Below are 12,752 nucleotides of genomic sequence, written 5' to 3'. Positions count from 1 at the left end.
GGGGGGGCGGGGTGGGTCGCGGGCGAGGCCGAACAAGCGGGCGAAGCCCGCCGCGCCGTTCAGCCGACCGCGAAGCGGTCGGCTGAACTTAGTTTTGAGCAGTTACAGCGAAATAAAGACAGATATGTGTCGCCGTATCCGTACGCCTTTATTAGGACAAACTTATCTGTCTGAGGAATTATTCTCTCCTTTTTGTGATGTTGAACCATTATGGAGCCGTCTTTATTTAAGAGATCGAGGTGAGCTAAGGCGTTAAGAGTGAGGTTGGCCAGGTCTTTGAAATAAGGCGGGGCAACAATGATAAGGTCGTAACGCTTGCCTTCTTCTGATAACTGCTCCACCACCTTAAGGACATCACCTGGATAAATCCTACTCCTTTCCTCAAGACCGATTCGCTTAAGATTCTCTTTGATAGTTTTTATGGCCGGCTGATCTATTTCTACTAGATCAGCCTCTTTGGCCCCCCGGCTGAGGGCCTCAAGGGTATAGCTTCCTGTGCCGGCGAAAAGATCAAGCATAACCGCTCCCTTTATTCTGGCCTGAAGGATGTCAAAGAAGGCTTTTCTCACCCGGCTCAGGGGTGGTCTTGTCTTCCGGCTTTTGGGCCCGGCTATTTTTTTACAGCGGTTTGATCCGGCTATTATCCTCATTTTACTTGAGTCCCGAAATCGGTAATCGGTGATCAGTGATCAGTTATCGGTAATCGGTAACAACTGATTATTGGCTACCCCCTAGTAGTCTGGTGTCTGGGCGAGTTTTGCGGTACGGCCCTAATATTATATAGACATACTCGATGTTCAAGTTTTTTCGACCTGCGCAATCAGATTTTTAGGGGTTGAAACCGCTAAAGCGGTTATGATTCTGGATGTTATCCTATCCGTAACACCCTGATAAATCAGGGTGCTAAACTCAATAAGCCTGAGAATAGCACCCCGATTTATCGGGGTGAATTGGGGGACACTAATAAACCAAAGTAACCGCTTTAGCGGTTTATAAGAAAACCTTGAATATCGAGACATAGTAACCAAATATTCTCTGGAGAAGATCCCAACTTTGATTTGACATAGATGGCCAGATGTGATATTTATAGTATTACCTCGCCACACTGGATGCTGGATGCTGGATGCTGGATGCTCGATGCTCGAGCCTCAAGGACCGGGCATCGATGCTCGATCCTCGAGCCTCGAGCCTCGAGGATCGAGCATCGAGGATCGAGGATCGAGCATCCAGGATCGAGCATCGAGGATCGAGGATTGTTTGGCTGCGGCAGGAGGTGGCGTTATGTCTTATCCAAAAGCAGTTATTTCCGATGAAAAGGGAAACATATTTGATGTTGATGGGGTTCAGGCCGCCGGTATGAAGGCCGGACATTTTTGCCCTCTGAATAAAGAAGACCTCATACCCCTCCCTTACGCCAGTGAAATCTTTATTCTAAAAGAAAGAATTCCTGGTGGTTTTGACAAAATCACCGGCACGTTTATTCCCTTTAAAGACAACCCCTTTAAAAAATCCAGAGAACCATGTTACGCGATGGCTGCCTTTGTCTCTCCCGGGTATACAGTAACATATAATGCCGCCTATCTTCAGAAAGAAAAGGCGCCTGCCCTGCCGCTCTTTTCTTATGCCGCCGTGTGTTGGTACAAAGGCAAATTTTACACCTCGGCGTTAAGAGTCGATCGAGAGAGACGCCAGGACCTCCGGCTGATGGATACCAATAAACTTAGGGGGAATATAAAAAAGATAACCCAGTTTTATCCAAAAAACAGACTGATAAGGCATCTTGAGAAATGCGCCTCTCTTTATGGTTGTCCGGCGGCCAAAAACTTTTTCCTGGAAAGATATGAAGCGCCTCTTCCTTCCTCCCCCAGGTGTAATGCCGCATGTATCGGATGTATCTCCACCGGCCAGCCGCCGGATTTTCCTGCGGTTCAACCCAGAATAAAGTTTGTTCCGACTCCTCTTGAATTGGCCGAAGTGGCCCTGCATCATATTAAAAGAGCCAAAAGGCCGGTGGTCAGCTTTGGCCAAGGATGTGAAGGAGAGCCACTCCTGGCGGGAGACGTCCTGGTCGAAGCGGTCCAAAAGATAAGAGTCGTGACCGGAAAAGGAACTATTAACCTGAATACCAACGCCAGCAGACCCGAGGTAATCCGCCGGCTCTGTCAAGCAGGGCTTAACAGCATCCGGGTGAGCCTAAACAGTCTAAGAGAGCCTTTCTATAATCTCTACTATCGGCCCATAGGCTACAATTTTGCTGATGTAGTTGAATCCATTAAGATAATGAAGGAGGCCGGGAAGTTTGTCTCAATAAATTACTTAGTTGCGCCCGGTTTTACCGATACTCAGGCTGAATTTGATGCCCTCGGAAGGTTTATCCAAGAGACTAAGCTGGATATGATCCAATGGCGCAACTTGAATTATGATCCCTTATTATATCTGAAGATGCTGAATATTAACCACCTGCCTGAGGGGAAATTTCTGGGCATCAAAGAGGAAATATCTTATCTAAAAAAACACTTCCCCGAAGTAAGACATGGGTATTTCAACCCCTTTTTATCTGAGGTAAAATGAGTCAACCACCTTACAGAATCGTTAATCTCGAATTGCGAATCGCGAATCTATTTTGTAACCGTTCAGCCACCAAGGCACGAAGACACGAAGGGGAAATTATTAAAGTATGTATCTTAGAGAGCAGTAGAGCAGCAGTTCTGGAACCTTCGGGAAAGTCTTTAACTACTCCGCTACTGTTCTATTGAACTATTCAGATGAGCACGGGATTACGACCTAATGTAGGGGCAAATAATTATTCGCCCCTACATTGTGTCTTAGTGTCTTTGTGGCTGAACACTTACAACTCAAGTTTGACAGTTGGTTTTCTCGTTCTTGTAATTCAATGTTATTATTATGGTTACAAAAACCAAATTTCATCACTACATCTTTCTTTAAAAAAATGAAGTTATTATTTTCCAATGGGTTGCGATTTCTATCTGTCAAACTTGGGTTACAACTCAATTTTATTTTATCCGTGCTAATCCGTGTCAATCAGTGGCTGAACGGTTACAACTTATTATTGAATCATTAATCTCGAATTGCGAATCGCGAATCTATTATTGAATCGTTAATCTCGAATTGCGAATCGCGAATCTATTTTTCAATTCGCAATTCGCGATTCGCGATTAAGTTATGAGCGGCCCAAACGATGAACAAGGCCTACCTATAAACCTCAACCACCCCTCCAGGCTGCAGCCGGATCTTTCCATCGACCACCTCAACGATCTTTTGGGCGATCTTCTCCGGTGGGAGGGTGTTGGCCGTAGTGCCAAATATATCCTGATACATCCTGGTATTAGTGGCGCCAGGACAGACAGCAAAGACTTTCACCCCCTGGGGGGCCACTTCTTTAGCCAGTGATTGGGTAAACCCAAGCACACCGAATTTGGTGGTACAATAAGCCGCTAAGTTAGGATAGCCGGTCCTGCCGGCTCCTGAAGATATATTGATAATTGTTCCTGTCCCTTGGTTTAACATAATGGGCAGCACGGCCTTACTGCACAAAAAAACTCCCCTCAAGTTAACGGCCATCATATTATCCCAATCTTCAAGACTTGTTTCTATTACTGACTTATAAAGACCAACCCCGGCGTTATTGATCAGGACATCAATCCGGCCGAAGCGGTCCATAGTTTTCTCGATTATTCGGCTCACCTCAGCCTGGGCCGAAACATCGGCTGGAACAGGCAGGGCTTCTTTCCCCATCTCTTCAATCTGGTTAGTCACCTGTAAAATCTCTTTTTCTGTCCTGGAGACAATAACAACTCTGGCGTGGTGCTCTGCAAATAACAAAGCGGCTGCCTTACCTATGCCTCGCCCCGCGCCGGTAATAATAACCACCTTGTTTTTTAATCCCGATCCGAATTTGAATAACTTCAGCATGTTACCTATTGGCTATCTTTCTAATCAACCGGCTAAAACCTTCCTTGTCGGTTACATATTGGCTGGCGAAGCGCGCTCCGGCCGGCGAAAGAAGAACGGTATCTCCTAAAACCGCCATATCAAGGGTGTACTTTACGGCCGTGGAAAGATCAGAAGCCTCGAGATAACCGAAATCAGACAGATAAATCTTCAGTCGGTCGGTAGCCGTGCCAGGGAGGAAAACAACCCTCTTCACCTTTTCCTTAATTACCCGAGCTAATTCGGCATAGTTCCCCCCTTTTTCATCTCCGCCTGCAATCAGAATAATAGGCTCGCCAGAGAGGGCCTTCAGGGCAGCCATAGTTGAAGCAGGGGTGGTGCTGCTCATGTCGTTGTAATATCTCACCCCAGCCACTTCCCGGACAAACTCCAGCCGGCCTTTTACTCCCTGAAAGGTCTTTATCCCGGCTTTTATTGCCTCAACCTCCACTCCAAGCAGTTTAGCGGCAGAGGCAGCCGCCAGGGCATTTTCCAGGTTATGTCCCCCAATGAGCCTTAGGTCATTAGCCTCGAAAAGGACTTCTGAAGCGCCATCCCTGACAGCCACTACTTTTCCTCTTCGAGTTTCAAGTGGGGTGCCGAGTTTTGGGTGGTCTTCTTCAATGAAAACCCCCCGGTCGGTAAATCTAAATTGTCGGGAATAAGGGAAGACCTTTGAGGATAAGCGGCTCCCAATCTCCCTGGCAAAGGGGTCATCATAGTTAATAACTGCCCAGTCTTTCCTGGTCTGGTGGGAAAAAAGAGACCCCTTTACTCGCCTGTAGGCATCGAAAGACCCATGCTCCTCGATATGGTCAGCCGATATATTGGTCAGAACCCCAATATGGGGAGAGCGCCCCAGATCAGTCAACTGACGGTTGGATATCTCCAGGATAAGGATGTCGTCTGTTTTCATTTCTCCTAAGACATTTAATATCTGTGGCCTGGTTCTGTCATTTCCGGAGAGGTAAGCTTTTGAAGCCTGCTTTGACTCAGGTGTCCGGCTGTTTAATATCTTAAGAAGGAGGTTGCCGGTGGTGGTCTTGCCTTTGGTTCCGGTAATTCCCACGACTGGTCCAGGGGCAAGTCGAAGATAGAGTTGGGTGATGTTAGAAAAGGGAAGTCCTTTTTCTTTGGCTTTCAACAAATGGGGATAATTAGCCGGGTAGTTGAACCAATTTTGGCCAGTAAAGATAAGATCGGCTTCCAGGATATCTTTTAAATATTCCTCTTGGAATCTTATGGTAATAGGGAGATTGAGCAGGTCTTTAAAGGCACGCTGACGGTCTTTAGGGGAAAGACTGGTATGCGCCTGGTAGAACCCCTTTTTGAAGGTTTCCTTCGCCTGGAAGTCGTGGCCGACAACCTGGTTCACACCGCATCTAACCAGAAATTGGGCTACGGCTGCCCCCTCACTTCCGGAGAGGCCCGCTATGTGAATGTTTTTATCTTTCACTTCCTGGATGAATTTCTCTAATTTAGGGTTCATTGGATGGCGGATTCCGTATTGAATGTAGCCCAGGCGTCTCGCCTGTGGTCATATTCACAGCCGGGACGGCTGGGCTACTTTGAAAGTCGCTTAATTATAACATCCCATTATCCATCTGTTAAATACAAAAAGTCATAGCTCGATGACAAAAAGTCCTTCTCTTTCCTGATATGAACCTAAGGTAGCCCAGGCGTCTCATCCGTGGTCATATTCACCACCGGAACGGCTGGGCTATTTTGAAATCCAGGATCTTTTCCTTGAAAGTTCTAATTCAACTTTGACTTTTCAAGGTAGAAAGCGCCGTGCCTTTCATGGCAAGAAATATGCCAACCTTGCCGAAAAAAACTTTAACATCGAGATTGTAATGACACACATCAAGTTTTTTCTCTTGACGAAGTGAAAACTTTATACTATCATTTATAATAGCCGTTCAGATAATAACTTGTTGGGCGGCCCATCCCATCAGATCAGCTTCAAGATTTACTACTGGCAACGGCAATCACTAAAGCAAGGGTATGCAAGCACATGGAAATCATTTACCGGCCCATTGGCATCATCCATAGCTCCTTCAATAGCTTGGAAGATATGCCGATCCAGCCCACGAGTGACGTAAGCGGATCGGGTTCCGTCGAAATCTTTCCCGATTTCGTGGATGGCCTGAAGGATTTGGAAGGCTTCTCTCACATCTACCTCCTGTATCACTTCCACAAAGTGCACCAATCCAACCTAATTGTGACCCCCTTCCTCGATAGAGAGCCACGGGGCGTCTTTGCCACCCGCGCCCCCAGCCGTCCCAATCCAGTCGGTCTGTCCCTGGTAGAACTTGTGCGCCTTGAAAGCAACCTCATCTATGTTGACCGATTGGACGTGCTAAACGGAACGCCTCTGCTGGATGTCAAGCCCTATGTGCCAGAGTTTGAACACACGCACGATGTTCGGATAGGCTGGCTAGAACAGGTAAAGGGTCAAGTTCGCATCCAGAAATCAGATGCGCGCTTCCAATGAGAATGACGCATCCAGTAGTTGTCCTATCTATCCAGGTCATGGGCCGCCCAAAAAAATCATTCTTCACCACTGAGGGAAAACAAACATCAAGGGGAGAACTCGCTTTCCTAATCAGCCTGCTCCAACGACCTTACCTGGCGAATAAATCTCCGAATTTTCTGATGGTCTTTCTTGCCTGGAAGAGACTCTACCCCGCTTCCCACGTCAACCCCAAAAGGACGAACCCTTCTTATCGCCTCGGCCACATTATCTGAAGATAATCCGCCACTGAGGATAATTCTATATTTAGAAGAAACATCCGCCGCCAGGTCCCAATTAAAAATCTTGCCTGTTCCTCCTGGCTGACCTTTAACGTAAGTATCTAAAAGATAAGCATCAACTTCATATCGCGCCAGATCGACCAGACTGGTCTTATTTTTAACCCGAATGGCTTTGATGGTCTTAATAGAGCCAAATGAACGGCAAAATTCAGGGGACTCCTGCCCGTGAAATTGAAGGGCCGTGAGGGGACAGGATGCAATGACCTTCTGAATCTCTTGAGCCCCTTGATTAAGAAAGACACCCACTAAGCTGACTAAAGGGGGAAGTTTCTCGGCAATTCTAACTGCCTGAGATAGTTCAATCCGTCTTGGGCTCTTAGCAAAAATAAAACCCAGGGCATCCGCCCCGGCTTCAACCACGGCTAAGGCATCTTCTGTTCGAGTAATCCCACATATCTTGATCCGAGTCATTACTTACTCCCTGAAAATATGTTACCATATAAATCCTTCTTTTGCAACCAAAAGTTTAGTTGTTCCTGGTCAGTTATCTGTTTGCCCTACTGATACCCTACGCTCCACTACGGACGTATCTTCTCAATATTTGGGGGGAGTTGGTAATCGGTAAGTGGAAGATCATCTTCTGCAGAAACTTGACAATAGCTGGGGATATTGCTATAATAAAATTACGAAGTAAGCGTTCAGCCATCAAGTAGCCGAAAGGCCGGCGAGAAAGTGGGCCTGCTCATTGTAGCTGATAACCGAATGCTTACCCGGTGAAAGGAGTAGGATTAAATGAAGGACCTAATCGAGGCATTGGATGAATTACAAAACACACCAGTGCCCCTCATCTTAGGGGTGGTGGGGATAGCCTTTCTACTTAGAGTCCTGGCCGCCAGATTTGCCGGGAAGATGGAAACACCTCACCGGGGACGACAGAGGTGGGCCGTAGGCATAGGGTTTTTACTTCTGCTTGCCGGGATAGCCCTGTATGCAATGCCGGGTCTTGAGTCGGGTTCTACTCCAACTGTTAGCAGTGATCTCCCCTCCATTACGCCAAGATCAACAGTCACTCTTGTCCCTAACTACCCTGAGATACCTGTAATTAAACCTGTCGGCACGCCTACACTACCCCCTGACATCTCTCCACCCAAACCAACCAAAACAGATACGCCCCCACCCACGTTTAAGCCAAAGGCGCAACAAGTCGGTTGGGGGCCGGCTTTTTACCAGCGAAAAGCTGGAATCTGTGTCAACAATTGTGCTGAGTTTATTCCATGGGTGGAACTCAAAGAAGAACTGCAGCAACAATTACTTCCACAACTCTCCTGGGCTCCTAAGGGAAGCACGATCGGCCTAAAGGACCAGCCGGGTAAACAGGACTGGATCGTGCAAGTTCTCGACCCAAATAGGAATGAGATCGGACATGTATGGTTTGGACCTGACCCATCCAACAATTGGGCCTTCGACGGTTTAGTCCGAGTGGGGAACCCTATCCCTCCCGTGATTATTCGGGATACCTTTCAACGTTACTCGGACCGTTCCTATAAAAGGCAATAGCCCATTTGATCTATCAGATGAAATCTATTCAGCCACTGATTAACACGGATTAGCACGGATAAATAGTAGGGGCAACCCCCTGTGGTCGCCCAACCCCCTTACGGACACGAATCACGGACATGGTTCACGGATTTAAATAAAAAATCAGTGTTTCATCCGTGTAAATCCGCGGCTGAATAGTTACAAAAAATCATTGACAGAAAAGACAGTTTAGTTTATAGTAATATCTATGGTTTATCTGGACAATGCCTCCACCTCATGGCCCAAGCCGGAAGAGGTCTATCTGGCGGTAGATCATTTTATGCGAGAAGTAGGCGCCAGTCCTGGCCGCTCAGGTCATTCTCTCTCTATTGAAGCCGGCCGAATCCTTTTTGAGACCAGGGAAGAAGTGGCTAAGCTCTTGGGAGTAACTGATTCATCCCGAATTATTTTCACCTTGAATGCCACCGAGGCCATCAATCTGGGGATAAAAGGGCTTCTTGCCCCGGGTGATCATGTTATCACCACCGGTATGGAACATAATTCTGTCAGCCGCCCCCTTCGTTTTCTGGAAAAAGAAATAGGGATTGAGGTGACGGCTATCACTTGTTCGGAAGAAGGATACCTTGATCCTGGTAAATTAGAATCCGCTATTCGACCCAACACCAGACTGATCGCCATCGTGCATGCCTCAAATGTGACCGGCACTATTATGCCGGTGGCTCAAATAGGACGATTAGCTGATGACCATAATATTCCCTTTATGGTGGATGCGGCTCAAACAGCGGGGGTTTATCCGATCGATGTGGAAGAAATGAAGATCGATCTATTGGCCTTTACCGGACATAAAGGCATGCTTGGACCACAGGGGACAGGGGGGTTGTATATCCGGAAAGGATTAAACCTAAGGCCGCTTGTCCAGGGAGGCACAGGCAGTAAATCGGAGGAAGAGGACCAGCCTGGCTTCGCTCCGGACCGGTATGAAAGCGGAACTCATAATACGGTTGGCCTGGCTGGTCTGGGCGCTGGGGTAAGATTCATCCTTAAAGAAGGCGTAGATAAAATAAGGGAAAAAGAAAAGAGGCTGCTTGGCCGTCTCTTGTCCGGCCTTGAAGGAATAGAGCGGGTCAAGATTTACGGCCCTAAGGATCCGAATCAACAAACCGCCCTTGTTTCTATTAACCTAAAGGGCCTTGACCCTTCCACGGTCGGCTACATCTTGAGCGAGAACTTCAAGATAATGACTCGCGTAGGGCTGCACTGCGCCCCTTCGGCTCACCGGACTATTGGAACCTTCCCCGAAGGCACGGTTCGATTCAGTCCGGGATATTTTAATACCGATGACCAGATAGATTACACCATTAATTCTATCAAAGAAATAATAGCCACCTGATGTCTGAATGTCTTGTTACCTTCTCTTCTACCCATTACGCCCTCAAGGCAGAAAAGGTCCTCAAGGAGAATCGTCTCCAGGTAGTTCCTATGCCTGTGCCAAGAGAGATCAGCTCAAGCTGTGGTCTTTGTTTGAGTTTTGATTGCCGACTCAAGGAATCCGTGGTCGAAGCATTAAAAAAGAAGGGGGTAGAAGTAGAAGGGATATATCTTAGAGAGGAAGGAGGGGTAAAGAGAAGTAGTTGAGTAGTTACAAATACACAGATAAGGAGAAGCTATACTTTTGCACTTTTTGTCATTCCTGCGCAAGCAGGAATCCAGAAGCCTTGATATTACTGGATTCCCGCTTTGGCGGGAATGACGAGAGGTTATTGTAAGGTATTTGTCTTTCAAGTAGTTACAAAAAAGTGCAAAAGTATAGGGAGAAGATAATGCGAAAAATATGTTGTTACCTGGATAGAGAATGTACCAAGGATTGTGTAGCTTACATTACGAATTTGAGTTCGATGACAGAAGGTTTGAAAGAAGCAGGTATACCTGATATAGTATGTTTTCGCCTTTTTATAGAGGTAGCCCAACTTTTGCACCACCCTTTTGATGAAGAGGAAGATGAGGATTGGGAGGAAGATGAGGATTGGGACGAAGAAGAATAAATGAACCGGATTCACCTGATCAGCCTGGGTTGTCCTAAGAATTTGGTTGACTCTGAACGAATGTGGGGCCTTCTCCAGGAAAACGGATACCAGCTTGTTAACCAGGCAACCGAGGCTGATTTGATCATTATTAACACCTGTGGCTTTATCAGGCCGGCTAAAGAGGAATCGATTGAGGTTGTTTTAAAGGCAGCTCAGGCCAAGGAGACCGGTCGGTGTAAGGGACTTATTATGGCTGGTTGCCTGGCCGAGCGATACAGGGAAGAACTTCCGCGGGAAATCCCTGAGGTTGACCTTTTCCTGAGACTGAAAGACGTCCCTCAGATAGTTAAATATTGCGATCTGCTTCTGGGTAAAAGAAGGCCCATCAAACAATCGGCTCGAAGGTCACTCCTTACTCTACCCCACACCGCCTACCTTAGAATAGCCGATGGCTGCAATAATCATTGTTCCTATTGCGCTATCCCTATTATTAGGGGTCCCTGCCAAAGCAGAAATATGGAATCCATTATTGAGGAGGCTAAAGATTTAGCTTCCTCAGGGGTTAAGGAACTAAATCTAATTGCTCAGGATACAACCAATTACGGTGTAGACCTTTACGGAAGACAAAGGCTGGAAGAACTCATTAGATCCCTTTCTGAAATTGAAAAGATAAGGTGGATCAGACTCCTTTATACCCATCCGGCCCATATCTTACCTTCCCTGATTAAGAGCTGGCCAGACGTCCCCAAACTATGCCCTTATTTAGATATGCCTATTCAGCATATCTCTAACCCCATCCTTAAACTAATGAATCGCCGGGTAAGAAAAGAAGATATAGTTTCTCTTATTGAAAGATTAAGGGAAGCGGTGCCTGATTTAACCTTACGCACCTCTATTATCGTCGGATTCCCGGGAGAAAGTGAAGTCCATTTCGAGGAATTATTGGATTTTGTGGCCCAAGCCAGGTTTGATAGATTAGGCGCCTTTATCTACTCCCGGGAGGAAGGCACCTCGGCCGCCCGACTGCCCGATCAAGTCCCTGAAGAGGTGAAGTCGGAACGATTAGACCGGCTGATGCAACTTCAGCAACAGATATCAAGACAGCGGAATGAAGCCCTGATTGGTCAAGAGATAGAGGTTCTTATCGATCAAAAGGTAGAAGGTCGATATATTGGCCGCAGCCCAGCCGATGCCCCGGAAATCGATGGCCGCGTGATCATAACCCCTTCCGAGCCCGCTAATTCTCCCCAAGACCCCCAATGGGTTGAGACTCAGGCGGCCCGGGCCCTCAGACATATCCAGGTGGGTGAATTCTGTCGGGTGCGTATTACCGGGGCGACAGAATACGACCTGCTGGGTGAGATATAGTATTACGCCGCCACATTGCTCGATCCTCGATGCTGGATGCTCGATGCTCGATGCTCGATGCTCGATGCTCGATGCTGGATGTTCGATGCTCGATGCTGGATGTTCGATGCTCGATGCTGGATGCTCGATGCTCGATGCTGGATGCTCGATGCTGGATGTTCGATGCTCGATGATAGATCCTCGATGATAGATCCTCGATGCTGGTAAAGGATCCCGTATCCAGGATCGAGCATCGAGGATCGAGCATCGAGTTTGTGCCTTAGTGGCTGAACGCTTACAAACTGAGAAAATCAAATTCAAATGAAATTTAGCGAGCTGGTTAGATTATTAGAAGAGAATGGATTTAGAATTGTAAAAGAAAAGAGTTCTATAAGATATTATGGCAAACATGGTTGGAATAGCTTGATTCGAGTAGATTATCACGACTCAAAAGAAGTTCCAAAAGGTACCTGTCATGCCATATTAAAGGATGCCGGCATAAATAAGTAAGAAAGATGGAGGCGAAATAGGAATGATAGAATTAGAATATTCCTTAATAATCGAGGCGACAGAAGAACCAGACTATTTTGGATTTTATTCTCCTGACCTGGCAGGGTTCACAGGAATAGGATATTCTGTTGAAGATTGTCTGTACAAGGCAAAGTGGGGGATGATAGAACATATCAATTTGTTAAAAGAAAAAGGTCTGCCTATCCCTCCGAAAAATCCAACTCCTAAAATTATTATTCAAAACGCACGAGATTTAGTAACTGCTTAAAATTTGGTCAGAGATCTGCAAACGTTCAGGTAGTGTAAATGCTGACTCTAATAAAAACCCGGCCCTAAATGCTTATGAACTTCTATTCTTGCCCCAATTATTTGCTCTGTAAGTGCTTTTTCTAAAATCATTCTCCGTGTCTCTGTGTCTCCGTGGTGAACGATTACCTTTTTACCTACTACCTGAACGGTTCCGAAAAATCTCCCTTGACAATCGTTGTATTGCTTTATATAACGGAACTTCCCCCTGGAAATAAGCAAAAAAATCCACCTAACTTCCTGTTAATTAAAGAGATATGTTGAAAAAGATTTTGAGGTTTTCGTAGCTACAATTGAGAGGGTAGTTTTATTCCTAATCCT

At 46.5% G+C, this 12,752-nt stretch carries 15 protein-coding genes; 11 read left to right on the top strand and 4 right to left on the bottom strand.

The annotated features are described in order from the left end of the window. Positions 1-59: 59 nt before the first annotated feature. Positions 60-683 (bottom strand): 16S rRNA (guanine(966)-N(2))-methyltransferase RsmD, encoded by a 624-nt coding sequence (gene rsmD / locus AB1797_08625; protein MEW5767672.1) that lies wholly within the window; start codon positions 681-683, stop codon positions 60-62. 384 nt (positions 684-1,067) lie between these two features. On the opposite strand from rsmD, the gene AB1797_08620 reads away from it, so the two are divergent. Beyond that, positions 1,068-1,313 (top strand): hypothetical protein, encoded by a 246-nt coding sequence (locus AB1797_08620; protein MEW5767671.1) that lies wholly within the window; start codon positions 1,068-1,070, stop codon positions 1,311-1,313. After that, a complete protein-coding gene (locus AB1797_08615) occupies positions 1,282-2,571 on the top strand; it encodes a radical SAM protein (protein MEW5767670.1) in 1,290 nt (429 codons plus the stop codon). Before AB1797_08620 ends, AB1797_08615 begins: the two co-directional genes overlap by 32 nt. A gap of 639 nt (positions 2,572-3,210) precedes the next feature. On the opposite strand, the gene AB1797_08610 is transcribed toward AB1797_08615, so the two are convergent. Further along, complete coding sequence (locus AB1797_08610) at positions 3,211-3,933, bottom strand: SDR family oxidoreductase (protein MEW5767669.1); 723 nt, start codon at positions 3,931-3,933, stop codon at positions 3,211-3,213. Between the two features lies 1 nt (position 3,934). Then, positions 3,935-5,440 carry a UDP-N-acetylmuramoyl-L-alanine--D-glutamate ligase gene (gene murD, locus AB1797_08605; GenBank protein MEW5767668.1) on the bottom strand — a complete coding sequence of 502 codons (1,506 nt, stop codon included), beginning with the start codon at positions 5,438-5,440 and terminating at the stop codon, positions 3,935-3,937. 525 nt (positions 5,441-5,965) lie between these two features. On the opposite strand from murD, the gene tsaA reads away from it, so the two are divergent. Beyond that, positions 5,966-6,445, top strand: a complete 480-nt coding sequence (tsaA, locus tag AB1797_08600) for a tRNA (N6-threonylcarbamoyladenosine(37)-N6)-methyltransferase TrmO (protein ID MEW5767667.1) — start codon at positions 5,966-5,968, stop codon at positions 6,443-6,445. Positions 6,446-6,552: 107 nt separating this feature from the next. On the opposite strand, the gene AB1797_08595 is transcribed toward tsaA, so the two are convergent. Next, positions 6,553-7,176 carry a phosphoribosylanthranilate isomerase gene (locus AB1797_08595; GenBank protein MEW5767666.1) on the bottom strand — a complete coding sequence of 208 codons (624 nt, stop codon included), beginning with the start codon at positions 7,174-7,176 and terminating at the stop codon, positions 6,553-6,555. 321 nt (positions 7,177-7,497) lie between these two features. Here AB1797_08595 and AB1797_08590 point away from each other — a divergent pair, with 321 nt between their 5' ends. The 8 genes from AB1797_08590 (at position 7,498) to AB1797_08555 (ending at position 12,393) form a co-directional block, all read left to right on the top strand. Further along, positions 7,498-8,262 (top strand): hypothetical protein, encoded by a 765-nt coding sequence (locus AB1797_08590; protein ID MEW5767665.1) that lies wholly within the window; start codon positions 7,498-7,500, stop codon positions 8,260-8,262. Positions 8,263-8,491: 229 nt separating this feature from the next. Continuing rightward, complete coding sequence (locus AB1797_08585) at positions 8,492-9,634, top strand: aminotransferase class V-fold PLP-dependent enzyme (GenBank protein MEW5767664.1); 1,143 nt, start codon at positions 8,492-8,494, stop codon at positions 9,632-9,634. Further along, complete coding sequence (locus AB1797_08580) at positions 9,634-9,879, top strand: DUF3343 domain-containing protein (protein MEW5767663.1); 246 nt, start codon at positions 9,634-9,636, stop codon at positions 9,877-9,879. Before AB1797_08585 ends, AB1797_08580 begins: the two co-directional genes overlap by 1 nt. Before the next feature lie 185 nt (positions 9,880-10,064). Further along, entirely contained in the window at positions 10,065-10,286 is a 222-nt protein-coding gene (locus tag AB1797_08575; GenBank protein MEW5767662.1) for a hypothetical protein, read from the top strand. After that, positions 10,287-11,636 (top strand): 30S ribosomal protein S12 methylthiotransferase RimO, encoded by a 1,350-nt coding sequence (gene rimO, locus AB1797_08570; GenBank protein MEW5767661.1) that lies wholly within the window; start codon positions 10,287-10,289, stop codon positions 11,634-11,636. A 36-nt stretch (positions 11,637-11,672) separates the two neighbouring features. Then, a complete protein-coding gene (locus AB1797_08565; GenBank protein MEW5767660.1) occupies positions 11,673-11,843 on the top strand; it encodes a phosphotransferase in 171 nt (56 codons plus the stop codon). Positions 11,844-11,936: 93 nt separating this feature from the next. Then, a complete protein-coding gene (locus AB1797_08560) occupies positions 11,937-12,125 on the top strand; it encodes a type II toxin-antitoxin system HicA family toxin (GenBank protein MEW5767659.1) in 189 nt (62 codons plus the stop codon). A 22-nt stretch (positions 12,126-12,147) separates the two neighbouring features. Beyond that, entirely contained in the window at positions 12,148-12,393 is a 246-nt protein-coding gene (locus AB1797_08555; GenBank protein ID MEW5767658.1) for a type II toxin-antitoxin system HicB family antitoxin, read from the top strand. Positions 12,394-12,752 lie beyond the last annotated feature (359 nt).

It is taken from the genome of bacterium (genome assembly GCA_040753085.1).
Classification (GTDB): Bacteria; UBA9089; JASEGY01; order JASEGY01; family JASEGY01; genus JASEGY01.
Note: the sequence above shows the minus strand (reverse complement) of the source record. Positions and strands in the feature narration are given on the sequence as shown.

Coding starts and splice junctions, on each gene's coding strand:
- AB1797_08620 (MEW5767671.1), top strand. CDS start 1,068: ATGGCCAGATGTGATATTTATAGTATTACCTCGCCACACTGGATGCTG.
- AB1797_08615 (MEW5767670.1), top strand. CDS start 1,282: ATGTCTTATCCAAAAGCAGTTATTTCCGATGAAAAGGGAAACATATTT.
- AB1797_08610 (MEW5767669.1), bottom strand. CDS start 3,933: ATGCTGAAGTTATTCAAATTCGGATCGGGATTAAAAAACAAGGTGGTT.
- murD (MEW5767668.1), bottom strand. CDS start 5,440: ATGAACCCTAAATTAGAGAAATTCATCCAGGAAGTGAAAGATAAAAAC.
- tsaA (MEW5767667.1), top strand. CDS start 5,966: ATGGAAATCATTTACCGGCCCATTGGCATCATCCATAGCTCCTTCAAT.
- AB1797_08595 (MEW5767666.1), bottom strand. CDS start 7,176: ATGACTCGGATCAAGATATGTGGGATTACTCGAACAGAAGATGCCTTA.
- AB1797_08590 (MEW5767665.1), top strand. CDS start 7,498: ATGAAGGACCTAATCGAGGCATTGGATGAATTACAAAACACACCAGTG.
- AB1797_08585 (MEW5767664.1), top strand. CDS start 8,492: ATGGTTTATCTGGACAATGCCTCCACCTCATGGCCCAAGCCGGAAGAG.
- AB1797_08580 (MEW5767663.1), top strand. CDS start 9,634: ATGTCTGAATGTCTTGTTACCTTCTCTTCTACCCATTACGCCCTCAAG.
- AB1797_08575 (MEW5767662.1), top strand. CDS start 10,065: ATGCGAAAAATATGTTGTTACCTGGATAGAGAATGTACCAAGGATTGT.
- rimO (MEW5767661.1), top strand. CDS start 10,287: ATGAACCGGATTCACCTGATCAGCCTGGGTTGTCCTAAGAATTTGGTT.
- AB1797_08565 (MEW5767660.1), top strand. CDS start 11,673: ATGCTCGATGCTCGATGCTCGATGCTCGATGCTCGATGCTGGATGTTC.
- AB1797_08560 (MEW5767659.1), top strand. CDS start 11,937: ATGAAATTTAGCGAGCTGGTTAGATTATTAGAAGAGAATGGATTTAGA.
- AB1797_08555 (MEW5767658.1), top strand. CDS start 12,148: ATGATAGAATTAGAATATTCCTTAATAATCGAGGCGACAGAAGAACCA.